The 24,744-nt window shown below is 46.9% G+C and carries 22 protein-coding genes and 1 tRNA gene; 13 read left to right on the forward strand and 10 right to left on the reverse strand.

Annotated features, from left to right (window positions below; genetic code table 11):
• Positions 1-36: 36 nt before the first annotated feature.
• The 3 genes from ACYVIC_RS00180 to ACYVIC_RS00190 all read right to left on the reverse strand — a co-directional run bounded on the left by ACYVIC_RS00180 (position 37) and on the right by ACYVIC_RS00190 (position 1,671).
• Positions 37-876 carry a WYL domain-containing protein gene (locus ACYVIC_RS00180; protein WP_460856172.1) on the reverse strand — a complete coding sequence of 280 codons (840 nt, stop codon included), beginning with the start codon at positions 874-876 and terminating at the stop codon, positions 37-39.
• A gap of 68 nt (positions 877-944) precedes the next feature.
• On the reverse strand, positions 945-1,244 hold the full coding sequence (locus ACYVIC_RS00185; protein ID WP_460856174.1) for a nucleotidyltransferase family protein: 300 nt from the start codon (positions 1,242-1,244) through the stop codon (positions 945-947).
• Positions 1,237-1,671 carry a nucleotidyltransferase substrate binding protein gene (locus ACYVIC_RS00190; protein ID WP_460856175.1) on the reverse strand — a complete coding sequence of 145 codons (435 nt, stop codon included), beginning with the start codon at positions 1,669-1,671 and terminating at the stop codon, positions 1,237-1,239. The genes ACYVIC_RS00185 and ACYVIC_RS00190 overlap by 8 nt, the downstream gene beginning before the upstream one ends.
• 151 nt (positions 1,672-1,822) lie before the next feature.
• Here ACYVIC_RS00190 and ACYVIC_RS00195 point away from each other — a divergent pair.
• Positions 1,823-1,896: transfer RNA gene (locus ACYVIC_RS00195), tRNA-Gly, on the forward strand.
• Positions 1,897-1,899: 3 nt separating this feature from the next.
• Here ACYVIC_RS00195 and ACYVIC_RS00200 read toward each other — a convergent pair.
• Together ACYVIC_RS00200 and ACYVIC_RS00205 are read right to left on the reverse strand one after the other, a co-directional pair.
• Entirely contained in the window at positions 1,900-2,187 is a 288-nt protein-coding gene (locus ACYVIC_RS00200) for a type II toxin-antitoxin system RelE/ParE family toxin (RefSeq protein ID WP_460856177.1), read from the reverse strand.
• Complete coding sequence (locus ACYVIC_RS00205) at positions 2,180-2,392, reverse strand: hypothetical protein (protein WP_460856178.1); 213 nt, start codon at positions 2,390-2,392, stop codon at positions 2,180-2,182. Before ACYVIC_RS00205 ends, ACYVIC_RS00200 begins: the two co-directional genes overlap by 8 nt.
• Positions 2,393-2,604: 212 nt before the next feature.
• Between ACYVIC_RS00205 and ACYVIC_RS00210 the strand changes: the two genes are divergently transcribed.
• The gene (locus ACYVIC_RS00210) at positions 2,605-3,528 is read left to right on the forward strand and encodes an alpha/beta fold hydrolase (RefSeq protein ID WP_460856180.1); all 924 of its coding nucleotides are present in this window, start codon (positions 2,605-2,607) and stop codon (positions 3,526-3,528) included.
• Positions 3,529-3,533: 5 nt separating this feature from the next.
• Entirely contained in the window at positions 3,534-4,646 is a 1,113-nt protein-coding gene (locus ACYVIC_RS00215) for an RNA polymerase sigma factor (RefSeq protein ID WP_460856181.1), read from the forward strand.
• 26 nt (positions 4,647-4,672) lie between these two features.
• On the opposite strand, the gene ACYVIC_RS00220 is transcribed toward ACYVIC_RS00215, so the two are convergent.
• Together ACYVIC_RS00220 and ACYVIC_RS00225 are read right to left on the reverse strand one after the other, a co-directional pair.
• The gene (locus ACYVIC_RS00220; protein WP_460856183.1) at positions 4,673-5,620 is read right to left on the reverse strand and encodes an HAAS signaling domain-containing protein; all 948 of its coding nucleotides are present in this window, start codon (positions 5,618-5,620) and stop codon (positions 4,673-4,675) included.
• Positions 5,620-5,967 carry a PadR family transcriptional regulator gene (locus ACYVIC_RS00225; RefSeq protein WP_460856184.1) on the reverse strand — a complete coding sequence of 116 codons (348 nt, stop codon included), beginning with the start codon at positions 5,965-5,967 and terminating at the stop codon, positions 5,620-5,622. The genes ACYVIC_RS00220 and ACYVIC_RS00225 overlap by 1 nt, the downstream gene beginning before the upstream one ends.
• A 338-nt stretch (positions 5,968-6,305) precedes the next feature.
• Here ACYVIC_RS00225 and ACYVIC_RS00230 point away from each other — a divergent pair, with 338 nt between their 5' ends.
• Together ACYVIC_RS00230 and ACYVIC_RS00235 are read left to right on the forward strand one after the other, a co-directional pair.
• Complete coding sequence (locus tag ACYVIC_RS00230) at positions 6,306-7,427, forward strand: helix-turn-helix domain-containing protein (protein WP_460856186.1); 1,122 nt, start codon at positions 6,306-6,308, stop codon at positions 7,425-7,427.
• Between the two features lie 141 nt (positions 7,428-7,568).
• Complete coding sequence (locus ACYVIC_RS00235; protein ID WP_460856188.1) at positions 7,569-8,873, forward strand: alpha/beta hydrolase family protein; 1,305 nt, start codon at positions 7,569-7,571, stop codon at positions 8,871-8,873.
• 332 nt (positions 8,874-9,205) lie between these two features.
• Here the strand turns inward: ACYVIC_RS00235 and ACYVIC_RS00240 are convergent, their stop codons facing one another.
• A complete protein-coding gene (locus ACYVIC_RS00240; RefSeq protein WP_460856190.1) occupies positions 9,206-11,920 on the reverse strand; it encodes a choice-of-anchor B family protein in 2,715 nt (904 codons plus the stop codon).
• Between the two features lie 81 nt (positions 11,921-12,001).
• Here ACYVIC_RS00240 and ACYVIC_RS00245 point away from each other — a divergent pair, with 81 nt between their 5' ends.
• From ACYVIC_RS00245 to ACYVIC_RS00280, 8 genes are all read left to right on the forward strand, one after another.
• The gene (locus ACYVIC_RS00245; protein ID WP_460856191.1) at positions 12,002-12,757 is read left to right on the forward strand and encodes an MbnP family copper-binding protein; all 756 of its coding nucleotides are present in this window, start codon (positions 12,002-12,004) and stop codon (positions 12,755-12,757) included.
• Positions 12,754-13,887: an MbnH family di-heme enzyme gene (locus ACYVIC_RS00250; protein WP_460856193.1), complete on the forward strand. Its 1,134-nt coding sequence runs from the start codon at positions 12,754-12,756 to the stop codon at positions 13,885-13,887. Before ACYVIC_RS00245 ends, ACYVIC_RS00250 begins: the two co-directional genes overlap by 4 nt.
• A gap of 111 nt (positions 13,888-13,998) precedes the next feature.
• Positions 13,999-15,939, forward strand: a complete 1,941-nt coding sequence (locus ACYVIC_RS00255) for a DNA topoisomerase III (protein WP_460856194.1) — start codon at positions 13,999-14,001, stop codon at positions 15,937-15,939.
• Positions 15,940-16,132: 193 nt separating this feature from the next.
• Positions 16,133-19,135, forward strand: a complete 3,003-nt coding sequence (locus ACYVIC_RS00260) for a type 2 lanthipeptide synthetase LanM family protein (RefSeq protein ID WP_460856196.1) — start codon at positions 16,133-16,135, stop codon at positions 19,133-19,135.
• The gene (locus ACYVIC_RS00265) at positions 19,132-19,470 is read left to right on the forward strand and encodes a hypothetical protein (RefSeq protein WP_460856198.1); all 339 of its coding nucleotides are present in this window, start codon (positions 19,132-19,134) and stop codon (positions 19,468-19,470) included. Before ACYVIC_RS00260 ends, ACYVIC_RS00265 begins: the two co-directional genes overlap by 4 nt.
• A complete protein-coding gene (locus ACYVIC_RS00270) occupies positions 19,470-21,638 on the forward strand; it encodes a peptidase domain-containing ABC transporter (RefSeq protein WP_460856200.1) in 2,169 nt (722 codons plus the stop codon). The genes ACYVIC_RS00265 and ACYVIC_RS00270 overlap by 1 nt, the downstream gene beginning before the upstream one ends.
• Positions 21,639-21,683: 45 nt before the next feature.
• Positions 21,684-21,908: a hypothetical protein gene (locus tag ACYVIC_RS00275; RefSeq protein ID WP_460856202.1), complete on the forward strand. Its 225-nt coding sequence runs from the start codon at positions 21,684-21,686 to the stop codon at positions 21,906-21,908.
• Between the two features lie 135 nt (positions 21,909-22,043).
• On the forward strand, positions 22,044-23,582 hold the full coding sequence (locus ACYVIC_RS00280) for a tryptophan halogenase family protein (RefSeq protein ID WP_460856203.1): 1,539 nt from the start codon (positions 22,044-22,046) through the stop codon (positions 23,580-23,582).
• Between the two features lie 36 nt (positions 23,583-23,618).
• On the opposite strand, the gene ACYVIC_RS00285 is transcribed toward ACYVIC_RS00280, so the two are convergent.
• Together ACYVIC_RS00285 and ACYVIC_RS00290 are read right to left on the reverse strand one after the other, a co-directional pair.
• Entirely contained in the window at positions 23,619-24,203 is a 585-nt protein-coding gene (locus tag ACYVIC_RS00285; protein ID WP_460857217.1) for a DUF6151 family protein, read from the reverse strand.
• Positions 24,204-24,236: 33 nt separating this feature from the next.
• Complete coding sequence (locus ACYVIC_RS00290) at positions 24,237-24,671, reverse strand: hypothetical protein (protein ID WP_460856205.1); 435 nt, start codon at positions 24,669-24,671, stop codon at positions 24,237-24,239.
• Positions 24,672-24,744 lie beyond the last annotated feature (73 nt).

The following is a 24,744-nucleotide window of genomic DNA, read 5'->3' on the forward strand; positions in this document are numbered from 1 at the left end:
ACACCTGTAAACTAACTGTACAGGTTTTTGATAAACTTATGATTTTTCTTCAAATAACCAGGGTTTTACCGCATCTACGTTGCTTAGCACTAACTGCTGGGCTTCGGGGCTGATGTTAATATCACGGATATTTACCTGCATTTCCTGTAGTAAATACTGCGCTAAACAGGCGCGGGTATTTAGCACTAGCTGGCCGTGTTGCATTTGGTAATCGTGGGCTATTACGTTTTGCTGCTGCGGGCTTAGGCGTGGGTCGGGTTTAAAGATGAGGCTAAGTTGCGTATGCCAGCCGCTGTCTTTTGCGGCGCTGATGTCGGTTTTATCCATTAAATCGGGCTGGCCGCGAAAGCGACTTAATACAAAGTCGCGGTATTGCTGTGATTTTTCACAAAAGGCCCGCAGGTGCCAGCGCAGGCCGGTGCTGACAAAGTGGTGCGGTACTATAATACGGCCCTGACGGTCGGGGTTGGTTACCGAGACATAATCTACCTCGACCCGGCGCTGCTGGCGAATGGCGCTAACTAACACCCGGATAATGTCAGCACTGACCTGGCGCGTTGGCAACGCCAGTGCGGTATAAGGTAAGGCGGTGCTAACGTCGGTAATAGCGTCCTGATGGCTGATCCAGTTTAGGTATTCCACCACATCACCATTGATAAACTGCGCGATAAAGCCGTTTTGCGGTAAATAGCTTTTGTAGCTGGCGTGGTACAGCAAATTGGCAGGCGCCCGTTGCCGGTAGTACTGTATATCTTGCTGTGCCTGGGTGCGGCTGATAGCAAACTGCTTAATAAGGTGACTGGCGCTGATACGGCCTTCCCACCAGGCTATCAGTTCAATAAACCATAAGCGTTTGTCCTGGTTAATGCTAAACACTTCATCTCCTTGAAGTTTGGTTTAGCACTTACCTTAACGTAACAGGTACAAAAACAACAAGCAGTTTATTACCGGCTGGGTAAAACCAGATAACGCTTAAGGATATGTTGCTGAAATTCAGGCGAAATTTGTTGCCAGTCCAGTACGTCTACTTTAATTGGCAGGTCGGATTCTTCCAACGCATCTTGTAGGGCAAACAGTTGCCGCTGTGGTATAGCTGTAGCGGCTTTTAACACTAAGTCTAAATCTGAGTGCGGTTTGGCGTTGCCATTTACGCGTGAGCCAAAGGCCCAAACGGTGACGTCGGGCACATAGCGCTGCAACAGGCTTTGCAATAGCTGTAGGTGATGCTCAGCTAAATCAAGCATTGCGTTGTTCCAGCTTAGCCAGCACCGCTTGCGCCTGTGGTAAAAAAACCATCGCCGTTTGGTACACGCTTTGTGCTTTTAGCTGGTCGTAGGTATGGGAGGTAATATTGCGCTGACGGCGAAATTCAAACCACAGTTCTGGTTCTGCTAACAAACCCGCTTCAAAGGCCGTGCGAATTAAATCTTTAAAAGACAGCTGATCAATGTCGGCCGGTACAGCAGCGTCCTGCTCTAACTGCCGTTTAAGCATTTTGTAGCAAAGCTCATAGCTGAATTCGAAATTTTGGATCACTCCGGCAATGACCAAACGGCGCTGACTTGGCGTAAGACTGTTGGTAAATGCCGGATCTTGGCTATCTTGCAACGCTTGCTGTAATGACGTTACTGCCTGGTTTAATGCGTTAAGATCAAGCTGAGGTAATACCATTAATATTGCCCGTCTTTATATGATATAGCGGCAATTTACCGCAAGCTGTAGCACTGGGCAATCACTACCGGCGCTAAAGCCACGTTAGCCCCATTGACAGGCTTTGCTGCTGGCTTTACTTTAGCGGCTGTTGTTCACACAGTTGAAAAAAGCGGGTGTAGTTCAATGGTAGAACGAGAGCTTCCCAAGCTTTAGACACGGGTTCGATTCCCGCCACCCGCTCCAATTTTACGGTAAGTTTTCCCGGTAAACAGTCAGAATTTCAACCTGTATCGCGGTTACCCGATAGGCGAAACTGTATTTTTTATAGCAGATTTTTCGTATATCAGTGCCGTATTCCGGCATTGGTATGCCTGAGTCAGGAAATTCTATCAGCACTTTATTTAGCCATAACTCAAACTGATTTAAATATTCGACAATAAAGCTGTTTGGTAGACTTTGTTCAGACAGGTGAGTAGCTATTTGTGCGAGGCGCTCAACGGCTCTGGGTGAAAAAACCAGCGTTAATTTACTCATACCTGGCGCGAATGCTGCTAAATACATCGGCCGATTTTAGCGCTTGCCCTTGTTCTAACTGACTTAGCGACACCTTAATGTCATCGCTAATACGTTTTGTCTGTACAAACTCAGCAAAGGCACGCGCGACCGATTGCGGGTTATCGCCGAAAGCCTGTTTTAAATCCGCTTCCAGTGCTGGGTTGTCTATTTGAATATTTAACATTTACATACTCCACTTACTGTTGCCTGTTCAGCATACTGTGTAACTGAGTGTAGCTCAACTATCCGGCACAGCTTCCCAAGCTTTAGACACGGGTTCGATTCCCGCCACCCGCTCCAGATATACTGCGATAAAAATATTTTTAAATTTTTTGTCACAGCAGGTGTTGCTGGCGGTACTTAGTAATGTCACTCACAACTTACTAAGGAATTAGCATGCACAACCAGACTAACCAACACACCACCACAGCTAAAACAAAACCCGGCTTTTGGACCCACTTTGCTACTTCACTGATTCTTGTTGGCGGAATGCTGGCGGCAAGCTTTAGCACCAAAGCGGCCGAGAGCTTTAGTGTTGAGGTAATAGGCAGCGGTAAACCAGTGCTGATGATCCCGGGGTTAATGTCTGATGCCCGGGTCTGGCGCCCCACTGCCGAAGCATTAGCCAACGAGTATCAGCTGCATTTAATCAGTATTGCCGGTTTTGCCGGTAAACCGGCCATTGCCGGCGATTTACTACCAACAGTAAAGCAGCAGTTGCTGCACTACATCGAGCAAAACAACCTGCAACAGCCGGCGGTAGTGGGCCACAGTTTAGGTGCCTTTATGGCATTTAACCTGGCCAGCAGCGCACCGGATAAAATTGGTATCGTTATCGCCGTTGACGGCCTGCCCTATCTGGCCCCGGTGTTTACCCGCACAAACGACACCACCGTTGCGATGATGCAGGACCAGGCCGCGTATTTACGCCAGCAATACCAGCAGATGACCAGTGAGCAGCTTAAGGCGATGACCGCGCAAGGGCTGTTTATTCAGGCAACCAGCGCGGCGCACCAACAACAAGTGCTGAACATGGCGGCAACCTCTGATCCTAAAGCGGCAGGCCAGGCGGTATATGAGCTGCTCACCACGGATTTGCGCCCGGTGGTACATCAAATTAAAAGCAAGGTGCTGTTAATTGGTGCCAGTGGCGCCATGTTGAATGAAGCCGACCGCAGTGCTGCCAAAACGTTGTATCAACAACAAATTGCCTGTATTGCCCATGCCACTCTTGAGTTTAACCCGCAGGCACGGCATTTTATAATGCTGGATCAGCCTGATTGGTTAACCGTTCAAATCACCAAGGCATTAAAGGACTAAATAATATGAGTATTACCCTTACCGAACAGCAACTTATTCCGGATGTCAGCGCGGCACAATCGGGTGATATTAATGCTTTTGAGCGCCTGGTGCTGCGCTGTCAGCGCAGTGTCAGCAGCATAGCGCTGGCGATAGTAAAAGACTTAGATGCCAGTGAAGATATTGCCCAGCAGGTGTTTATTCATATCTGGCAACAGCTTAATACCTTGCAAAACCCAGCCAGTTTTTTGCCCTGGGTGCGTCAAATCACCCGTTACCGCGCCTTTAATTATCTGCGCGATAATAAAGTTGGCGCAATGCTTAGTGGTGATGACGCTGATGCGGCGCTGGCAGAATTTGCCAGCGAGCTGGAGCTGGATGACGATTTAGCCAAAGCGCAGCAAAACCATATTATGGCGGATTTTATCAGCCAGTTGCCTGAAGATAGCCGTGAAATCGTGTTGCTGTTTTACCGCGAAGAGCAAAACAGCCAGCAGGTAGCACAGCTGCTGGGTTTAAGCGAAAGCAACGTGCGTAAAAAGCTGCAACGGGTACGCGAATTGTTGAAAGATCAGTTGCTGGCCAAATACGGCAGGCTGATCTTAACGACCGCACCTGGGCTTGGCTTAACCACAGCCATTTGCAGCGCGCTAACACTGGCCAGCCCGCCACTAGCCGCCGCAACAGCAAGTGCTGCCGCCAGCAGCCAAAGCTCCTGGCTAAGTAAAGCGGCCTTACTGCTGGGTGGTGCCATGCTGGGTGCACTGGCTGGCGTGGTTGGCGTTATTGCCGGTATGCGCCAACCGATAAAACGCGCTGGCAGTATTGAGCAAAAACAGCAACTGATTAAGCTACGTAACCGCACTATTGCCTGGGTGCTCAGCTGTGGTGTGCTGTTAACTGTCAGCTACGAGTTTACTGCCGGTGCCTGGGGGCCAATCAGCGCCTTTACGCTGTTTGTTGTCGGCCTGTTGTGGGCAAACTATCGCGGCTGGCAGTTAATGCTACCGCAGTTAAAACAACAGGGCGCAGCAACATACCGTAAAAACCTGGGTTGGTGTGTTGCCGGCCTATTGTTTGGTTATAGCGCAGGTTTTGCCGGCCTGATTATTGGCCTAGTCAACAGCGGCCGTCTGTAGCAAGCAGATGCCGCTCTGATACAAACCTATTTCAATTTGCGCAGCCGCAAGCTATCTCGCAAGGCTTCCCAAGCGGGGAACAGCGCAATAATCACCAGCGTTATCATAGCGCTGCGCTCCAGTTGCTGCAGGTTAAACACGCCATACCAACGCTCAGTGTTAAGCTGCAGCAATGGCGAGGTGCTGGCCAAGTACAACGCTATAACGGCAATAGTGGCGTTAAGCAGCACATGGCTGGCTAACATGCTGCGGCTCCACAACCGCTGTTGCAGCTGCCATAAAGAATGCACTATACCCAATACAATTAACGGCGTACTGTATTGCAATATCAGCCTGACATTGCTGCTAAGTAACAGCGCACTCTGCGCCAGTTGCTCTGCCGACATATACAATGGGTACCAAATCACTACCAGCAAGAAAATGTAGCTGGCTAAATCGGTAAAAATATCCTGCAATTTTATGTGCTGCCAACCTGGCCCGGCTGGTGGCAGCTTCTCTGGTTGCCACTTGTCGCTACAGCCAGCATTAGCGGCAGGCTGTTGGCGTGACATCAGCCAATACGCCAAGGTAATAGAGGTGAAACCAAAGCAGGCTTCGTCAACAAAGCCGCCGAACAAGGCAAAACCATAGCGGATCAGGCCCATATTGGCGGTACTTAACCAAAGTGTCGTTACCTCAACCAGATGCAGCACAAATAAAATACCTAACACCATAAACAAGGTGTTTTTATACAACGGCATATACCCCAGGCTTATTAGCGGCTGTGGCGGCACAAATTGCTCTGCCACAGAGCGCGGATGGCCCATCTCTCTTAGCACATTAGCAATATCAGTATCAGTCAATTCGCCCTGCTGCTCTGCCAGTGCATCCAGCTGGTCCATAATATTGGCGTTTAACTCGCGGCCAATTTCATCCCGCTTAGCTTGTGGCAGCTCGCGCTGCACGGCGGCGATATAACGCTCTACTAAATCCATTATTGCTTCTCCTGAGTTGCAGTGCCCAGCAGGCTGCCAAGCGCGGTGTTTAATTGTTGCCATTCGTCAGTAAGCTGGCTTAGCAGCTGCGCGCCCAGCTCCGACAGTTGGTAATAGCGGCGCTCACGCCCTTCACCCTGGCGCCATTCACTGCTGAGCAATTCTTGCTCAGCCAAGCGCCGTATCAAAGGGTACAAAGTACCTTCGTCTATATCTATGCCACCGTCTTGCAGTTGTTTGCGCAGTGAATAGCCGTAATGCGGCTGCTTTAGTGAGGCCAATACAGCCAGCACCAACACACCGCGGCGCAGCTCCAGTCGCATTTTATCTAATTGTGCTGAGGTCATAACCTTGGCTTCCTATACTGTGCACCACATACTGTGCAGCACACAGCAAAATACTAGGTGGCGCACAGTATAAAAGCAAGCAGCTAGTAGAAAAAATAATCAGCATTGTTGAGCATCAGGTAATTCTGGAATCCAGTTTTAACGATGAGAAGTTTTTGCCATTCTGTCAGGCCGGATTTAGCACTCAGACTATTTACAAATTTAAAAATGCTCGGGGTAAGGGTAATGGGCTAGGAAAAGTTGGTTTAAATTTCGAGAATGTTATTCGACAATAACCCCCAAAAAGTCGCATAGATATATAAAGTATCTGTATTAACAAATTAGAGAAAACTAAACACATGACTGCTTTACATCAATACATCGCCGCTGTAGGTAGCTTTCAAGGTCTATTAATGTTTTTTTTGCTGGTATTTGACCGAAACACTACCTCTGCAAGTAAAGTGCTAGGGCTGTGTTGCTTGTCGATGGGGTTTATGTTTTTCCTGCCTTTTATTACTTTTGGAGTTGCTCCTGAAGTCTTTAACCCACTGGCAGCCTGGTTGTTTTTCTTACCTGTAATGTATGGCGCACTTTTGCATTTATACTGCCGAAAAGTTATTTTCGAAGCGCCATTGAAAGTTACCGACTTATTTTACATAGGACCTTTAATAGCGTGTTACGCCTTAAATTTTGACGTCATTTTTCTGCAAAATGAAGAATTTAGGCTGTGGATTGTGGGTGAGCCCGCGCCTACGCTGCGACTTTGGCTGAGCGAATACATATTATTTGCCGTGCCAATTGCGTTCTTAATTTCAAACGTTGTTTTAATTAAACGTTACCATCAGCAAGCGGTAGATAACTTATCAAACTTCAATCCGTCCACTTTTCTATGGCTAGGCCTGTTGGTTCTGTCTTTCATTGTCATTTTTATTACCAAAGGAGTTATGGCATTTACCAATTTCGCTACCATGAAAATGCTTGTTTTGTCTGATGTACTGATCCTCTTATTAATCCTGATGATCGCACTAACCCAATGGAAGAACCCTCAATTTTTTGTGATAGGTAAACATGGTGTGGAGCGCACAGTTAAAAGCCGGTCTAAAGAAGCGGCTCAAAAAGACGGCGGTGGACTTGATAGTAGCACTCGAGCGGTGATGTACGATGAACTAAAAAAGCACATTGAAGAAAAGCATAGTTATCGAGATAGTGATTTGAGCTTAGCAAAACTTGCTGAAGCGATCGGGTTCTCACCGCATCATCTGTCGGAAGTATTGAATCAACATGCCGGTATAAACTTTAATCACTTCATTAATGCTTATCGGGTAAAAGAAGTCTGTGAGAAGTTGCACGCTCCTGAACCCGTGAAGATGCTTGATATTGCAATGCAAGCAGGTTTTTCCTCAAAGAGCACCTTTAATACCATTTTTAAAAAATTCAAAGGTGTTACGCCTACTCAATATCGTCAAAAGCTAGAGGAGTAGCGATAACGTTGAAAATTCCATTTAAACCACTTACAGAGGGTTCAGAATTATAAAACCAGGCGTTCAATTTTATAATTTAAAGCGATCCACCGCTTGATATTGGGTCTTATACCAATACATAAAATTGAAGGTGAACAAGTCATGTCATTGAGTTATAAAACTATTTTAAATCTGTTTCTTTGTGTATTAGCGTCATATCACAACATCAGTAATGCCTTATCGCAAACTAAGTTAGACAATGGCAAGGAAAAAGCGGTAACTGCTGAATGTGTCGTTGGGCTTTATCAGAGGCATGGCGATAACTTTGTCGCACTGACCAAAAGAACTTCAGGTTATGGATATACTTTCAAAAACAATACTCATGGGGCAGTCGGAGCAAAGGCATTAGTAACAAGTTGCGGTGATAAAACAATCGCTTTAAGTAATGGTGAAATCTGGCCTTTGGTCGATATTGAGATAAAAAATTCTAAGTTTGTGTCGGAAGGTGTTTCACTAAGTGGGCGCTTAATGCAGCCTAAACATATGGGCAAAGGTACGCCGTTAGTTGTGTTTGCTCACGGCTCCGAAGCCACAGGCTGGATAGATAGAGCCAGAGACCCTTATTTGCTATTAGCCAGAGGAGTATCGGTGTTCGTTTTTGATAAAAGAGGAACCGGATTGTCTGAAGGACAATATACTCAAAACTTTCCTTTATTATCCAAGGATCTGGTCGCCGCATCTAAAGAGGCAAAACGCTTATCTGGCGGTAAATACGGCCGATTCGGATTAATTGGCTTAAGTCAGGGGGGGTGGATAGCTCCCATGGCGGCAAGCGACACGAACGCCGACTTTATATCTATAGGCTACGGCTTGGTTGCTGATCTGAGAGAAGAAGATGCCGCACAGGTGGTAAACGACTTGCTCGATGCTGGATTTGGCGAAGAAGAATTAGCTAAAGCAAAACAACTCACTGATGCGACTGCACTAATTGCGTCCTCTGGCTATAAGCAGGGATTACAAGCACTGGATAAGGCCCGAGATGTTTATAAAAATGAACCATGGTATGTCTATGTGAAAGGTGGGTATACGGGGACATTTCTGCAAAAAACCACCGAGGATTTAGCCAAAAACGGTATCCCCTTTTATGACAGTTTAAATATAGATTGGTCGCTCAATCCTATGGACGTAATGAAAAGTGTAAATGTGCCGCAATTGTGGATTATAGCCGCAGAAGACAGAGAAGCGCCTGTTGACTTAACTATGAAACGATTAAATTCGTTAAAGCGTATGGGCAAACCTATTGATATTTACATGTTTCCCGATACCGATCATGGCATGTGGGAATTTACTGTAGACGACAGTGGCAACCGTCATTATACGAAAGTGACTGAGGGATATTATGACCTTCTTGCTGATTGGGCATTCGGCCGTAAGTTGAGTCAATATGGAAAGGCTAACAAATATTAGTCTCAAAATTTATGTGGCTTGTTGCAGTACACCACAGCAGGACACTTGAGACATGATCTGTACCAGCAACAGTGGACACTTCAACCTTTAGTGAATTGAAGAAGCTTTCTGCTACCGCGTTGCCACTGCGCTAAAGTCATGCTCAAGCACGTTTGGGGCTACTGGCAGCGAAGCGCTTCAGAGGGGGTATTAATTTGCTTCCTGATAAAAATAGATTCCAGAATTATCTGACGTTCACCACACGGGCGCAGCGCGACCAGGCATACCTTTTGTGGATAACAGAATGCAAAAAGCCTGGCGGCGGCCAGGCTTTTAAGGTTAGTACTGTAGCGTTAGCTCACTAAGCGGCGCCAGCACAACAGGCTTACCAGCAATAGCGCAAAGCCTGAGCCAGTGCCACCGCCAGAGCTGCCGCTGCTATTGTTATTCAGCGGCGGTGCAGATATTACCGTTACCGTGACACTAGCACTGGCGCTGGCGCCGCGATTATCGGTAGCGGTTACCTGCAGTACCAGGCTGGCACTACTGGCCGGCGCGATAAAAGACAACGTTGCGCTGTTGGCATTTTGCAAGCTAACACTGGTACCGCTTAGCTGCCGCCACTGATAACTGATGCTGTCATTCTCGGCATCCTGCGCTGTGGCGGTCAGGCTAACCGTCTGGCTGGCATTAACCTGACGGTTTTCACCAGCACTTACCACCGGCGCCGTATTGCTGTCATTATCTAATATTGTGACCTGGGCACTGGTGTTAGCGCCCAGCTCACTGCCATCGACACTGACTAATTGCAGGCTAAAGCTTTCATCCTGCTCAGCCAGGCTATCATCAATCAGGCTTAGCACGATAGTTTTGTCGCTACTGTCACCATCGGCCCAGTTTAGCCGGCCGCTGTTATCAACAACATCTTCACCAACAGTAGCACTGCCACTTTGTAACAGATAATCAACGGCAATAGCCCCGCTGCTGCCCCCCAGGCGCTGCACGTTTAGTTGCACGCTGCTGCCCTCAACCGCCTGCGCGCTGCTTTGCAGCAAACTAAGGCTGCCCGGCCGGGGTGGCTCGGTACCAAAACCCACTATGGCTATCGCGGGTGCAGCCAATGTAGCGCCGCCTTGCACATCATAAAGCCTTACCAGCACAGTGCGCTGGCCCACTTCGCCACTGTCCAGCGTCGTTACAGTAATGATTTTGTCACTGTTATCACCGCCAGCCCAGCTTAAGCGTCCATGTGCTGCCTCATAGTCAGTGTCTTGCACAGCTGCGCCGGCAAAGGTGTGATAAGCCACACTCACCTCACCCTCTCCTTGTGGCCGCTGCACCCGCAATTGCGCCACTTCGCCCGGTGCTACAACCACTGAACTGTTGGTAAAAGACAATGCGCCTGCCGCCACAGCGTTGGTATTGTCGGCCAGAATATACAAGCCGGAGTTAATATCGCTACCCAATATCAAGCCAGAGGGTAAGTAAGGGTAAGTGCCCCACATACCGTTAAAGGCGGCACCGTCGGACGGTAAAAAGGTGTCAAAAAAGCCCGCTTCAGTAGGCGCTGCCGGGTTAGTGATATCCAGCACGGTTAAACCACGCTGATAATTAGACATGTAGTAGCGGTTGCCACGGACAAAACCATTGTGGTCTATCGCCGCTGTTGGCCCGCGCCACACAGGCTGCAGTACCGGGTTACGTAAGTCGTCAAGCGCATAGATCCTAAGCGTGGTATTTAAACCAAAGCTTGATTCGTCCAGTTCATCATGTACAAACAAAAAACGATTATCTTCACTGCTCCAGCCGGAATGCACATAAGCCACTTGATCATAACTGAACTGCGCCAGCTGGCTGGGTGTGGCCGGCACAGAGCTATCCCACAGCCGCACGTCCTGCTCGTTAAAGTCGAACAACACCTGACAAGGGCTTTGCTGACAATCGCTTGCTGCTCGCGCATCGTCAATTTGCATCATAGCAACATCATGGCTGTAATCGCCCGCCACCGCAGCGTTTTGCTGCCACAGCGGGCTTAGCGACGTCGGGTTAGCCAGCGATAAGGCTGCCACGGCACCACGCTGGGTATTTTGCCCGGCCAGATACAATAGCGGTGCCGCAGCACTGTTAGCGCTGTTACTGCTGTAGTCGACGCCGCCAATAAACACATTGTGGCTTGATGCAACGCCGTTGTAGGTAGAGGCCAGCGATATGCTGGCTGGCAAACGGGTTAAATCGATAATTTGTATGCCATCACTGCCCTCAGATGATACATAGGCATAAGCCTGCCAGCGCCGTAACGCGGTATCAAAATACTGGTATACCTTAATATCGCGCCAGGTTGTGCTGCTGCCGGCTATGGTACCTACTTCAACCGGGTTTTGCGGGTCGGCTAGGCTCACCACAGCGGTGCCGTTGCGCAAACCAATAAGCGCGTATTCTGTACCGCTGTTTAAATCGACATGGCCCCAGATATCGCTGGCTGATGCAGGCTGCGAGCTAAAGTCAGGCAACGCCATATGTGCAACTAAATCGATATTAAGGCAGCTAAAGTTGCCGGCTTTGCCGTCAACACAAGAGCGGGCCGGCTGAGATTGATTCAGGCTCTGATGCTGTGCCAGCCGTTGCTGTAAACCCGCCGACAAACTGGCTTTGCCATCACGCAGGCTGTAAAAACCACGTGGTTCCAGCGCGGCCTGCAACGATAAAGGCACACCACTTAATGTAGTACGGTTTAACTCTGGTGCCTGTACCTGATAATGGTCAAACCGGCTGTAACCGCCCAACACCGGTACAATTTCACTACTGAGGTAAAACAGCTGCTCTTCGTCGGTTAATTGATAATGGCCGGCGGCCACCAACACGTTATCGCCTTTATTTGCCTGTTTAACAGCATAAGCTATGGTTTGGCAAGGCCGCAGTGGCTGATCACAACGGCCAATATCTTTACCGTCACTGGCAACAAAACGGGCTTTATCGTGCTCTGCGTGCGCCTGCACAGGCAATGGCCCCACCAGGGCCAACACTAAAGTGGCCAGCAACGCGGCGGAAACCGCAAAGTGTTTATCCATATGTTGCACCTTGTCCATCGACCGTTTTTGCAAATTGCGCTATTGTTAGCGCCACCATATTTGTTATGCAAGTGTTTATTTATGTTAAGACCCGGCCTTTTGCTCTTACTGGTTTGGTTGTCCGGCTGTGATAAAGCCACAACGGCAAAAAATACTACCAGCCTGTTACTGCAATTACAGTATAGTGGCCAGCCGCTTAACTGTGACAGCAGCCTTATGCTGGCAGACACGCCCTGGCAGCTGGCCCAGTTTCAGTTGTATCTAAGTGAATTTCGTCTTAACAACAAACCATTGTTACTCGACCCTACCCCCGTGCATCAACAGCAGCAGCTTGCGCTATTGGGTAGCGTATGTAATGAACCGGAAAACGCGAACTGGCAGCTGAAATTTGCCCGGCCACTGACACCGGGCGAGTTAACCTTTGTTATTGCCGTGCCCTTGTCGCGTAATCATCAGGATCCGTTAACCGCCAAACCGCCGCTTAATCAAAGTGATATGTTTTGGAGCTGGCAGCAGGGGTATAAATATTTGCGCCTGGACATGCACAGCACTGCCCAGCCTGGCCAGCAGTGGTCATTGCATCTTGGGGCTGCCGGTTGTCAGTCTGCCAGCCCGATGCGCGCGCCGACAGTAGACTGCAGCCACACTAACCGCGCGACAATCCGCCTGCATTATCACCCCGGACAGCAACTTGTGCTGGATTTAGCCCCGCTACTGGCCAGCGTACAGCTCAGTGCTGATAACCATTGTATGTCAGATCCTAACCGTTTAAGTTGCCAAACCCTGCTACCACGGCTGGGAATAGGTGCCAAGGCGCAGGGCTGGAGTATGCAATGAGGTACGCCATACTGTTGCTACTGGTTTTGCTGCTCAGCTGCAGCAAACCGCAGCCGGTTTATCAATGGCAGTTGCCTGAGGGCTTTCCACAGCCGGTAGTGCCAGCCGATAACCCGATGAGCGCCGCCAAGGTGGAACTGGGCCGGCACTTGTTTTATGACACAGCCTTGTCGGCCAATCAGCAGCAAAGCTGCGCCAGCTGCCATCAGCAACAACACGGTTTTGCCGAACCGCTTCGGGTATCAATTGGTAGCACCGGGCAGGCACACCGGCGTAATGCCTCAGCGCTGGTAAATATTGCCTATAACAACACCTTAACCTGGGCACACGATGGTCTTAACCATATTGAAAGCCAATTGCTCATCCCATTGTTTGGCGACCAGCCGGTAGAACTTGGCGCCGCTGGCCACGAACAGCTCATTTTAACGCGCTTACAACGTCAGCCCTATCCGGCATTATTCGCCGCCGCCTTTGGCGACAGCCAGGCCGATTTTCGCCGCGTGGTCGATGCGCTGGCCAGCTTTAGCCGAAGCTTATTGTCGTTTAACTCGCGCTTCGACCGCTACGCCTATCAGCAGGATGACAACGCCCTTAGCAACGACGAGCTACTTGGGCTGAATTTGTTTTTCTCGGAGAAGCTCGAGTGTCACCACTGCCACGGCGGTTTCAATTTTACCCAGGCCACCAGCCACGAGCGACAACCGCTCGACCGGCGGCCGTTTCATAACACCGGTTTGTACTATGTCAGCCGGCCAGATTTAGCCGACAAAGGCTACCCACAACACGACACCGGCTTAAGTGAGGTTACTTTGAATCCCTCAGATGACGGCCGTTTTCGTGCGCCCACGCTAAGAAATGTCGCGTACAGCGCACCCTATATGCACGATGGCAACATAACCACACTAAGCGAGGTCATTGATTTTTACGCAGCCGGCGGCTTAGTGACGAAGGTGAACGGTGAAACCAGCGATGGCCGGCGACACCCGGGAAAAAGTGGTTTTGTGCGCGGCTTTGAATTAACCGCAGAAGAAAAACAGGCGCTGCTGGCGTTTTTACACAGCTTAAGCGACGAAAGCTTTGTAACTAACCCGGCATTTGCCAACCCATGGCTTAGTAAATCCAACAAATAGCCACCTGTTTGCCATCTTCATCCGTTACGAAGTAAAGGCGAAACTTTTGCTATTTTAGCCGCCACAGGCTAAATTACTGGTTATTAATACAGTGCCTATAAGTATGAATTTATGATTTTATACATCGCAGAAAAGCCCAGCGTCGGCCGTGCTGTTGCGGCAGTGCTGGCCAAACCGCAGCAAAACGGCGATGGTTTTATCAAACTGGCCAATGGTGATGTGGTGACCTGGTGTATTGGCCATTTACTAGAGCAAGCCGAACCAGAAGCCTATGACGCTGCCTATAAAAAATGGCAAAAAGAACACTTGCCCATTATTCCGACACAATGGAAGCAACATATTAAACCGCAGACCAGTAAGCAATTTAACGTAGTAAAGAAGCTGATTAAAGACGCCGATGTGCTGGTGAATATGGGCGACCCGGATCGGGTTGGGCAAATTCTGGTTGATGAAGTGATTAACTATGCCGGCATCAGCAAAGCCAAGCGGGATGCCACAAAGCGCTGCCTGGTAAACGATATGAACCCAGCCGCCATAAAAAAAGCCCTTAACGATTTACGGCCAAATACCGACTTTATCCCGCTGGCTACCTCGGCCTTAGCCCGCGCCAGAGCTGATTGGTTGTATGGTATAAATATGACACGGCTGTGTACCTTACTGGGCCAAGAGGTGGGCTATCAAGGTGTGTTGTCGATTGGCCGTGTGCAAACACCTGTACTGGGTTTGGTGGTGCATCGCGATCAAGAGATTGAGCGTTTTGTGTCCAAGCCGTTTTATGAAGTCTTTGTCACCTTAGAAACGACAAATAAACAGCGTTTTCAAGCCAAATGGCAGCCCAGTGCCGCCTGTGAGCCTTATCAGGATGAAGATGGCCGGGTGCTGCTAAAAAAGCTGGCCGAAACAGTATTACAGAAGGTGATCGGGCAAACTGGCCAGGTAAAAGCAGTAAAGCATGAACAGAAAAAACACTATGTGCCGCTGCCTTATAGCTTATCGACACTGCAAATTGATGCGGCAAAACGCTTTAACTTAAATGCCCAAAAGACGCTGGATATTTGCCAACAGCTTTACGAGCGCCATAAGCTGATTACCTATCCCCGCTCCGATTGCCGTTATGTACCTACGGGGCATTATGCGGAGCGCAATGCCGTAACCAGTGCCATTCGAAAAACCGCAGTGGTACTGGATAAAGCGGTGTCTGCCGCGGATCTAAGTATTAAAAGCAAAGCCTGGAACGACAGCCAGGTCGGTGCCCACCATGCGATTATTCCGACCTCAACCAGTATAGATGCCAGCCGTTTAAGCCGTGAAGAGCTGCAAATTTATGAGTTAATCGCCAGACAGTATTTAATGCAGTTCTATCCGCCATTTGTGTACGCGGAGCATCAAATTGATAGCGAAGTGGCCGGTGGAATTTTTATCGCCAGGCAAAAAACGGTGCTGGCGCAAGGTTGGAAAGCGCTGCTGCCAGGTGATAAAAACAATGAACAAGATGCCGACTTTGCGCCTAATCCGCTACCCGATGTAAAGCAAGGCGATGTACTGCACTGCGTCGAGGGCAAACTGGATGAAAAGCAAACCAGCCCACCAAAACACTTCACCGATGCCACTTTGCTTGCCGCTATGACGGGTATAGCCCGTTATGTTACCGACCCTGAAATCAAAAAAATTCTGCGGGAAACTGATGGCCTGGGTACCGAAGCCACCCGTGCAGGTATTATCGAATTGCTATTTAAACGGCAATTCCTCAGCCGGCAAGGTAAAGACATTCGGGCAACGGAGATTGGCAAAAAGCTAATCAACAGTTTACCCGAGCGCATGGTCGTGCCCGATATGACCGCGCATTGGGAAGCCCAACTAGAAGCCATTTGTGACAAACGACTGCGCTACAACGATTTTATGCAGCCGCTGCAAAGTGGCTTAAAAACGCTGCTAACAGACGTTGAGCAACAACAAATCGGCTTTAACGCGCTAAAAGGCCTGGGACAAAAGCACTTTGCACGCCGCAAGCCTACCACCAGACGATTTAAGACAAAAAAAGCGACTAAATAAAGCACTGGTTGCAACCGAATAATGAGCAGCATACAGAGCACGCCTCATGTTAACACCCAGATAACCAAACTAAAAAACCAAAAAATTAACCAACAACCCCTGCAAATATAAAAACAATTAACAAAAAACTTGCACATAAATTATTAGCTGACTAAATTTAATTAAATTTTAACCAAGTTGTTAATGAGCATTAATGAGTGTTTTTGAACCCGCCAGCCTAAAGGGTAACTTTGAAATTGCCGATGCTATCGCGGTACTTTGCGCAAAAAACATTAGCAACCATCAATCTCAAATCAATAGTGATAACATTGGGTATCATCATAAGCTAATCGCCAATGCATTAGGTGTTGACTCAAACACAGTTGGAGCTGCACTTCATGCTATCCAGGCTAAAACATCCGACACGGCATTTCCAAATTTAGCGGCCCCAATTTTTTTTGACTTATCGCAACTTCGATACCAGCCTGCAGCGGTATGCGCGGGATTTATAGGGCGCTATTTTGCTAGCGAAATTAGTAATGTTTTACAGCAAATCACAAAACTGCCATCAACCTGTTTTAATAGCGATAACGTTCAAGCCAGCTATTGTCACTACCTAGTCATTGAATTGTCGAACTGGCTTTTCAAAGCAATTAACGAGGAACTTACCCCACATATAACGGATGCCCAGCACTCCGACCCAGAATGGGATATTAAGTTATCAGCTCGGTTAGCCAGTGATTCCTTTGTGGCCTATTTCGCCCGCAAATACCCATTAATTATTGATCTTTCTCGAAAACGATTACGCTACTTTAGCGATAATTTTTTAGCCTTGTTAACTCGATTTGAAAAAGACAGCAGCCGATTGGCGTTACTGCTTGGCCTTAACATGGATGACATTTACTTTGCATCAGTGTCATTTAATGCCGGGGATAGTCATCGACAAGGAAAAAGCGTTGCTATTGTCGAGCTTAAAAATGGCGACAAACTGGTATATAAACCAAGGAATTTATCTCCAGAGCAGGGCTTTTATCGCTACCTTAGTTGGCTTAACAAGCAATCTGATTTTGATTTTTTAATACCTAAGCTGCTTTGTTTTGAAGACTATGGCTGGCAGGAATTTATTGACGCATTCCCCATCAAAAATAAAGCTGAGCTCAGTGATTATTTTTATCGCTACGGGGCTTTAGTCGCAGCAGCACAAGCAGTTAACCTTACTGACATTCACTTTGAAAACCTGATTAGTGCGGGTAAGCAACCGGTTGTAGTTGACGCAGAGACCATAGGGGTATCACCGAATTTACGCAGTAATGGCAAGGTTGTTGAGCGCTGTGGAGCCATGTTTTCAACGGTATTATATACCGGGCTTATCAATGAGACATTTTTAGGCGATACACGCCTTATTTCGCCATTACAATCAATGATCTCTACCGAAAGAGCCACAACACTTTACATTTACGACAACAAGCTTAAATTTAACAAAGAAAATACTGTCGTTTATCGTCACCCTCATTTCGACTCCCCTCACTTTATCAGCGATGTAAATTGGCAAAGAGCACGGGTTCAACAAGGTTTTTCAGCGGCGTATAACGTCATCCTTGAAAACCGCACCCATTTCGTATCAACCGGGTTAGAGCATTGCTTTTCTCAATTAACTGCACGCGTTGTACTAAAACCAACGAAATTTTATCATCAAATATTAGAGTTAATAAAATCGCCACTCGCTGCTGCTAGTGCTGAACATCGCGATAAGATACTTTTTAAGCTACTTGAGTCTAACCAAAAAGAAGGTTTAGCAACTGAAATTTGCCTGGCGGAATGGCAATGTTTGATTAACGGCGACGTGCCGTATTTTAGTAATGAAGTAAGCAGTACAGGCCTCAAAAGTGGCTCTGGAATACTGCTAAACCACATCCTTACAACTCCAAGCTTGGATGCCATCGGATTGGCTATGGCAAGCATGAACACTACCCGCCTCAACGATGAGCTTGGCTTAATTCACCAACACTTTGCTTGTAAGCAAGACACTGGCAGTTTTAAAGTTCCACCCAAGCGCGAGATTATTTATCAAAAGTTGCGTAACAACCTGCACTTTAACGGCCACCAATTGGACTGTGTGATTGATGTTTATTTGCCCCGCGCTGGTGCTGCTCGTTATATGAATATTGCAAACATATTCAATTTAAATTACGGGATGCCCGGTATCTGTTTGGCATTGGCTTATCATGAACAAATAAACGCCATAAGCCAACACATTGCACCTGCAGTTTCAGAGCATATAGCTCGCACCTTTGACTCTAGTCAAATTGAAAAAATTGGCATCAACGAAGGCGCAGGTGGCTTAGTTTATTTGTTTAGCCACTTGGCATCTCTTTATCAGAATACTTTTTACCTCCGATTCGCTCACTACGTATTTGATAAGCTGATATCTGTAGCTCATCATGACCGACTATTTGATGTATTTTCAGGTACTTCTGGAGCGATACTTGCTGGATTATCACTGTATCAAGTACAACCGTCACAACTGCTTATACAAAAGTTAGAGTTGCTCGGCGGGCACTTACTGAGCTTCTCAAAGAGCACTGAGCTTGGGCTCATCTGGGAGTCATCTACACCAACCGGCGCACCAACCACCGGTTTTGCTCATGGTGTCAGTGGTATTGGTTACAGCTTGTTGCAGTTGTATAGCGTAACTCAAAACTCGTCGTACTTAAGCGCCGCGAAACAATGCAAAACTTTCGTGATGAATTGCTATCACGATACACAGTGGCTGGAAACCCCGGATAAGCCAGTGCCATTTAATGCCTGGTGCCATGGCTCTGTCGGGATCTCACTTTTTTTGATCGCTTTTGCCAAGATCACAGGCTGCGATGACACCCGGCAATTTCTCATCGAACGGCATTCGCTATTGTTAACAGAGTTACCCACAAAAGCAGACTGCATTTGCCATGGCCGTTACGGAAATATCGAAGTATTGCTCCAAGATACTGAAGATTTTTTGCCACAACTCAGTCGACATGAACAACAACACACTGTTTCGCAACTTTTGCACACCAATGCGGAATTATCCGTGGGTGCAAAGGGCAATAATACAGGGTTATTTAGTGGTTTATCAGGGGTTCTTTATCAGCTAAATCGACTGGAAGCTCCGCACCGATTGCCCTGTTTATTAACATTTCAACCGCCGATAAACCACTTTTTGAGTAATAACAAGTGAAAATAACCTTTAGACCTGCGGCCCTTGAACAACACAATCAAGGATTGCGAAAAATAGTTATTGAAAATGAGTTAGCATCACTTGGATTGGTGCGCATTATTCTTCTCGCCATTTTATTTGCCGGTGCATCCTTCTATGTTTTTCACCACTTCATTCCAACGCCAGAAAAACGAACACTAAACTGCAATGGTCACAAAATTGTCATGGAGTTTATGACAGTGTCAGATGAGGTAAGAATAAAAATCGCCAAAGACAAAACTATCCCCCTCGACAAAGCAACATTTACGCAACTGTCACCAACGCAGCTATGTCAATATGCAGAAGGAAATCAGTAATGCCGTTACTGTCGCGCAAAAAAGTACCCTTTAAAACTCAGTTGTCTGATGATGATTGCGGTGCTAGCTGCTTAGCAATGATTTTGGCGTACTACGGATACAACACTTCCGTAAGCCAAGTGAATAAAACACTTGAACAACTAGGTGCCCCATCAAAACTCGCGACGTTAGCCACCGGCGCGGCACACTATCACCTGGATGTACAAATCAAAAGTGCCTCGATAGCTGCGTTAAAAAATGAACATTTTCCTTGTATAATTCATTGGAACTTCAATCATTTTGTTGTGTTAGAGCAAATCAAAGGGAATGTATTCTTTATTGTTGACCCCGCGGCTGGTCAACGAAAAGTCAGTTATGAAGAATTTAACACCTCTTATACAGGAGCCACTCTCGCAATAACGCCCAATACCGCTTTTAAACCTCAAAGCCATGCTGAACACAACGAATTTGCATCGTTCTTGAAGCGGCAAGTGCTTAATCGGAACAATCTATTACTATTTATCAGCTTATTGGCGCTATCTGTACTTTTGCAAGTTGCAGCATTGGTCTTCCCCGCGTTAACCCTGTACTTCGTTGACACCGTTATTCCGTTCCAACTGGGTAACATCACCGACTATGTGTTAATTGGGATCTTGCTTTTTGCCCTTAATGTTGGACTGCTTAATTATTTGCGAGGGGTTATTATTGTTAAATTTCAAGCGGTAATGGATCGCTCGTTAGTTTCCGGATTTCTTTCGAGATTACTTAATTTACCGCTGAGCTTTTACAACAATAAATCTTCAGGTGATATCCAGAGTCGACTGAATTCGCACACGGTTATTCGCAGCTTTTTCTCTACATACACCTTAACCAGTATTATTGATTTCTTTACCGTATTTACCTATACCGCTTTTGTGATGTACATCAGTATTGAGGTAGGCCTGCTTACCTTAGCCATAGCTGCAACCTTACTAATTTCACAGTTCTTCTATAATAATTCACTTAGAGAAAAATCCCACGCAGAACTTAAAACACAAGCCAGTTATCAATCCTATTTAATTGAAATATTAACCGGTATTAATCTAATTAAAGGTACGGCATCTGAATCATCGGTAATAAAAAATTGGGATGAACGGCTGGTATCTTATATTAACGCCATTCAAAACAGAGGCTTACTCGATGCTAAAGCGGTTAGTGTCACACGGACTATAGAAATTATGTCACCCGCGCTAATCTTTTCTTTTAGTATTGCTCAGTACTTTGCCGGTAACTTAACACTTGGCTCAGTTATTGCCGTTAATTCAATTTGCATGATGGCATTAGCACCAATTTCATCCTTGCTAAATCATGTACGAATTTTTCAAATGGTGAAAGCTCATCTTAGTCGTATAAGTGAATTGTGGTTGTATCCAGAAGAGTCATTTGGCAACACCCCCCTTCCCTCTGACTTATCGCAACTAACATTGGAATTTAACGATGTTGGTTTTTTAGATAAACGCTCGGGCAAACTGATTTTAAACGATCTCAACTTTACGCTTAGGTTTGGTCAAAAAGTCGCATTAGTTGGGCCTAGTGGCGCAGGTAAGTCAACATTACTGTCATTGATTATGGGATTACACCGCCCCAGCCATGGCCAAATTTTGTTAAATGGTCGCGATTTGTATGACTACGATCTGAAGCAATATCGGCAGAAGATTGGCTATGTGCCGCAACACAGCTTTGTTTTTAATACCAGTATTCGAGACAACATCGTATTTGGTCGCAATGATATATGTCTCGATAAAGTTAAGTCGATATGCCAGCAACTGGGCTTTGCCAGTGATATTGAATCGCTGCCTATGCAATACGAAACCTATGTTGGTCAAAATGGTAAACGTTTATCTGGCGGTCAAATTCAGCGCCTAACAATAGCTCGAGCCTTAGCATCTGATCCTGAGATTGTCGTGCTGGACGAAGCAACCAGTAGTCTCGATTCAGTTAATGAAACTCACGTCACAGGTGTAATTCTGGCTTTTGGTAAAACCCAATTTGTGGTCTCCCATCGCATTAGCACCATACGCGATAGTGACGAAATAATAGTAATAAACAATGGAAAAGTAGAGGCCAGAGGCACGCACGAAGCATTGCAGATGAGTAATCTGTTTTATCTAGAATGTTGCCGTAAACAATTACAAGATGTATTGGCATAGTCGACCAAACATCCCGAATTAGCTTTCGAAAATCGAAAGTTAAAAATGCTTAACCATAACTGGTTAAGCGAAAAAGCCCGGTATAAACCGGAAAACTTCTACAATGAAAAAGAGGAAATAACAATGGAAAACAACAATAACCTAGTAGAAAAGCAAAACGACTTCGCAGTTGAATTAGACACTGTATTTGGTGGTGGTGAATCAGAAGTAATTGGTGACTGTCCATGGACTTGTAGCTGGACCTGCAGCTGGACGGGCTTCGAGCAGTAATGTCAATAAGTTGCCCTGCGCAAGTAGGGCAACTTTTTTCCTGAAATGTGGCTGTAACAAAATTGCCAATACAACGACCTATCAATTGGGATCGATGACAGGTGGCTGACTTACAAAAACTCTAAGGGTTACATAATGATGAACAAACAAGTCCCTCGAAAAGTTTTGATTGTGGGTGGTGGCACCGCAGGCTGGATTACGGCACTAACAATGGCTAAGGTATGGGAAGATAGCAAGCCTGAGATCACGCTCATCGATTCTGAGCAAATAGGTATTATCGGTGTGGGTGAAGGCTCTACCGTTGCAATGAAAGATTATTTCGAGCGAATGAAGATCCCAGAATCTGAATGGATGCCACAATGCCAGGCTACCTACAAAGCTGGTATTTTTTTTCCTGGATGGACAGATCAGCACTCTTTATATCCAGAGTATTTCCACCCATTTTTTTCAAAGGTTGATAAAAAGACAGGTCGAGCTTTTATCGAAAATACTGATTTGCGTCGACAAGGCTATCAGGTACCTTTGGATTCACGTAATTTCTTTTTGGCGGCAGCGCTGTCAAAACATCAAAAAGCGCCAGTAAAGCTTAGGGATTATATTCCTGGTTCAACTGAATATGCCTATCATTTTGATTCGGCAATGCTGGGACAGTTTTTGCGAAAGAAAGCATTATGTTATGGCGTTACCAACCTTAAAGGCAACATTGAGCACGTTAACCTTAACCCCAATGGCGCGATACACTCGGTTATCAGCAAAGAGCATGGCGAACTAAGTGCCGATTTATTTGTCGATTGCACCGGTTTTCAGAGTTTAATGCTGGAAAAAGCATTAAAGGTTCCGTTTATATCCTACGGCAATACCTTACTGAATGATTCAGCTGTAGCAATTCAAACCTATGACGAAGACTTGGAAAACCTCCCTCCCTATACCGAATCTAAAGGTTTATCTGCGGGTTGGCGTTGGCGGATCCCTCTGGCTAACCGTTACGGGAACGGCTATGTGTACTCTTCAAATCATATAACTGCTGAGCAAGCAGAGCGAGAGCTAAGGGCTTCCTTAGGTAAGAAAGCCGATACCATGATGGCTAAGCACATTAAAATGCGCGTAGGGCGTACTGCTCGTCATTATGAGCAGAATTGCTTAGCGGTGGGTTTGTCGCAAGGATTTATCGAGCCGCTGGAAGCGTCTGCGCTATCACTGGTGTTGGTTACGGTACTGAAATTTGTCAATGACTCCGAATCTGGCCAATTTGAGCCCCAAGAGTTTAACAATACAATTAACAGCTTCTTTGATGGCACCCTTGATTATATCGGTGCTCACTATAAAGTTAATAGTCGGACGGATACCCAATATTGGATAGATGCCCGAGAAGGGATCACGATATCGCCGTTTTTAGCACAACTGTTAGAAAAATGGCATGCCGGCGACAATGTCAGTAGGCATATTTTGGCAGGATGGGATTATCCACCTTATGTCACCGAATCTTGGTATGCCCTTCTTGCTGGAAAAGGCTATTTCCCAGACGCTACTAAACCCATAGAGCCACAATATTATTACGATGGAAACAAATCATTTGCCTATCTGGAATCAATTGCGGCGCAATTCCCAAGCCACGGAGAGTTGGTGTCTTTTTACCATGGCAACACCAGCAATTTGGAAGCAAAAGCGAGGTAGCTTACCGCACTATTAAACTAACGGTCACAGCAAAGGCTATGCCGCATTTTTTAAAGCCGCCAACTCCTCAGCTGACAGTATCTTCGGCGCTACCCTGGGTAAGCCGGCAGCATCGAACAGCGGCGACGTTTTGTAGCTGCCGCTGATGCGGCTGGTAAGCACAATCCACATAAAGCGCGCTATAACGCCAAGCAGTCCACGTTGTTTTGGCTGCGGCTTACCCAGTGCGGTATCTGTGTTCACAAGCGCAACCTTGCTGCCGAAATCGTCATTAATCCGCTCGGCACTCAGACAACTGTGGATCAGGCCAATAAAGGCTACTTTGGCGTTGGCCATGGTGTTACCAATAGGCGTGTCGCAGCATGACGCATACCAACGCAGCATGCCCCGCTCGCTAAGGCGGACTGCCGCCAGACACTCTTCGCCCTGCAAAAAGCGCAAGTGCGATTGGGCAATTTGCACAATCTCAGTGCCACCCTGCTGGTCCAGTACATCAGGCGCGTTGCCAAGAAAGCCCGCGAACGCCCGGCAATCTGTGCAGTAGCAAATAATGCGATTGTGAGTGCCTGAGCAGTCTACCTCACCGCGCAGGGTGCCGCATTTACATTGGATTGAGTGCATCACCAGTAACTCCCTGTAAAAAGGTCTAATAACTTATTTTGCAGCGGTTCTATATTCAATATTGCCAGCAATAAAACAAACCCCAACGTAGAACCAAACCGTGCTGGCAACAATTTGCCAAATATCTACACCGGCGGCTGTAACAAAGGTTGGAATGCCAGCTAACCCTCGCAAAGTACAAAGCAACGCGATGGTCATTAAAGCAGGTTTAACCAATGGAACCTTGCGAATTAAACCAACGGCTGAAAAAGCAAATACCGTACAGGCAAACATTAACCCTGCAACAATTACGGTACCAACAGGTGCCAGCAAAGTACCTTGTTGGGCTGATTCTATAAGCTGCTTAGGCGCCCGCGCAAAAGCAAACCAGCCGGGGCCGCCCCAAATACACAGCAAATGCCAGATAGCAGCAGCCGACGCAATAACGCCACCGCTAACTAATAGTTTTGCTTTAACACTAAAACTCAATACCAGCCCCATTCGGCTTTAGCACACAACAACTTTCTCAAAAGATCTGAACCGCGAGTTGCGTGTTGCCGAT

It is taken from the genome of Rheinheimera gaetbuli (assembly GCF_054781935.1).

Bases quoted from the DNA above. Each gene is read 5' to 3' on its own strand.
- ACYVIC_RS00235 (WP_460856188.1), top strand. From the start codon at position 7,569: ATGTCATTGAGTTATAAAACTATTTTAAATCTGTTTCTTTGTGTATTA.
- ACYVIC_RS00250 (WP_460856193.1), top strand. From the start codon at position 12,754: ATGAGGTACGCCATACTGTTGCTACTGGTTTTGCTGCTCAGCTGCAGC.
- ACYVIC_RS00260 (WP_460856196.1), top strand. From the start codon at position 16,133: ATGAGTGTTTTTGAACCCGCCAGCCTAAAGGGTAACTTTGAAATTGCC.
- ACYVIC_RS00220 (WP_460856183.1), bottom strand. From the start codon at position 5,620: ATGGATTTAGTAGAGCGTTATATCGCCGCCGTGCAGCGCGAGCTGCCA.
- ACYVIC_RS00210 (WP_460856180.1), top strand. From the start codon at position 2,605: ATGCACAACCAGACTAACCAACACACCACCACAGCTAAAACAAAACCC.
- ACYVIC_RS00225 (WP_460856184.1), bottom strand. From the start codon at position 5,967: ATGACCTCAGCACAATTAGATAAAATGCGACTGGAGCTGCGCCGCGGT.
- ACYVIC_RS00240 (WP_460856190.1), bottom strand. From the start codon at position 11,920: ATGGATAAACACTTTGCGGTTTCCGCCGCGTTGCTGGCCACTTTAGTG.
- ACYVIC_RS00205 (WP_460856178.1), bottom strand. From the start codon at position 2,392: ATGTTAAATATTCAAATAGACAACCCAGCACTGGAAGCGGATTTAAAA.
- ACYVIC_RS00230 (WP_460856186.1), top strand. From the start codon at position 6,306: ATGACTGCTTTACATCAATACATCGCCGCTGTAGGTAGCTTTCAAGGT.
- ACYVIC_RS00270 (WP_460856200.1), top strand. From the start codon at position 19,470: ATGCCGTTACTGTCGCGCAAAAAAGTACCCTTTAAAACTCAGTTGTCT.
- ACYVIC_RS00200 (WP_460856177.1), bottom strand. From the start codon at position 2,187: ATGAGTAAATTAACGCTGGTTTTTTCACCCAGAGCCGTTGAGCGCCTC.
- ACYVIC_RS00280 (WP_460856203.1), top strand. From the start codon at position 22,044: ATGATGAACAAACAAGTCCCTCGAAAAGTTTTGATTGTGGGTGGTGGC.
- ACYVIC_RS00255 (WP_460856194.1), top strand. From the start codon at position 13,999: ATGATTTTATACATCGCAGAAAAGCCCAGCGTCGGCCGTGCTGTTGCG.
- ACYVIC_RS00245 (WP_460856191.1), top strand. From the start codon at position 12,002: ATGTTAAGACCCGGCCTTTTGCTCTTACTGGTTTGGTTGTCCGGCTGT.
- ACYVIC_RS00275 (WP_460856202.1), top strand. From the start codon at position 21,684: ATGCTTAACCATAACTGGTTAAGCGAAAAAGCCCGGTATAAACCGGAA.
- ACYVIC_RS00190 (WP_460856175.1), bottom strand. From the start codon at position 1,671: ATGGTATTACCTCAGCTTGATCTTAACGCATTAAACCAGGCAGTAACG.
- ACYVIC_RS00215 (WP_460856181.1), top strand. From the start codon at position 3,534: ATGAGTATTACCCTTACCGAACAGCAACTTATTCCGGATGTCAGCGCG.
- ACYVIC_RS00285 (WP_460857217.1), bottom strand. From the start codon at position 24,203: ATGCACTCAATCCAATGTAAATGCGGCACCCTGCGCGGTGAGGTAGAC.
- ACYVIC_RS00185 (WP_460856174.1), bottom strand. From the start codon at position 1,244: ATGCTTGATTTAGCTGAGCATCACCTACAGCTATTGCAAAGCCTGTTG.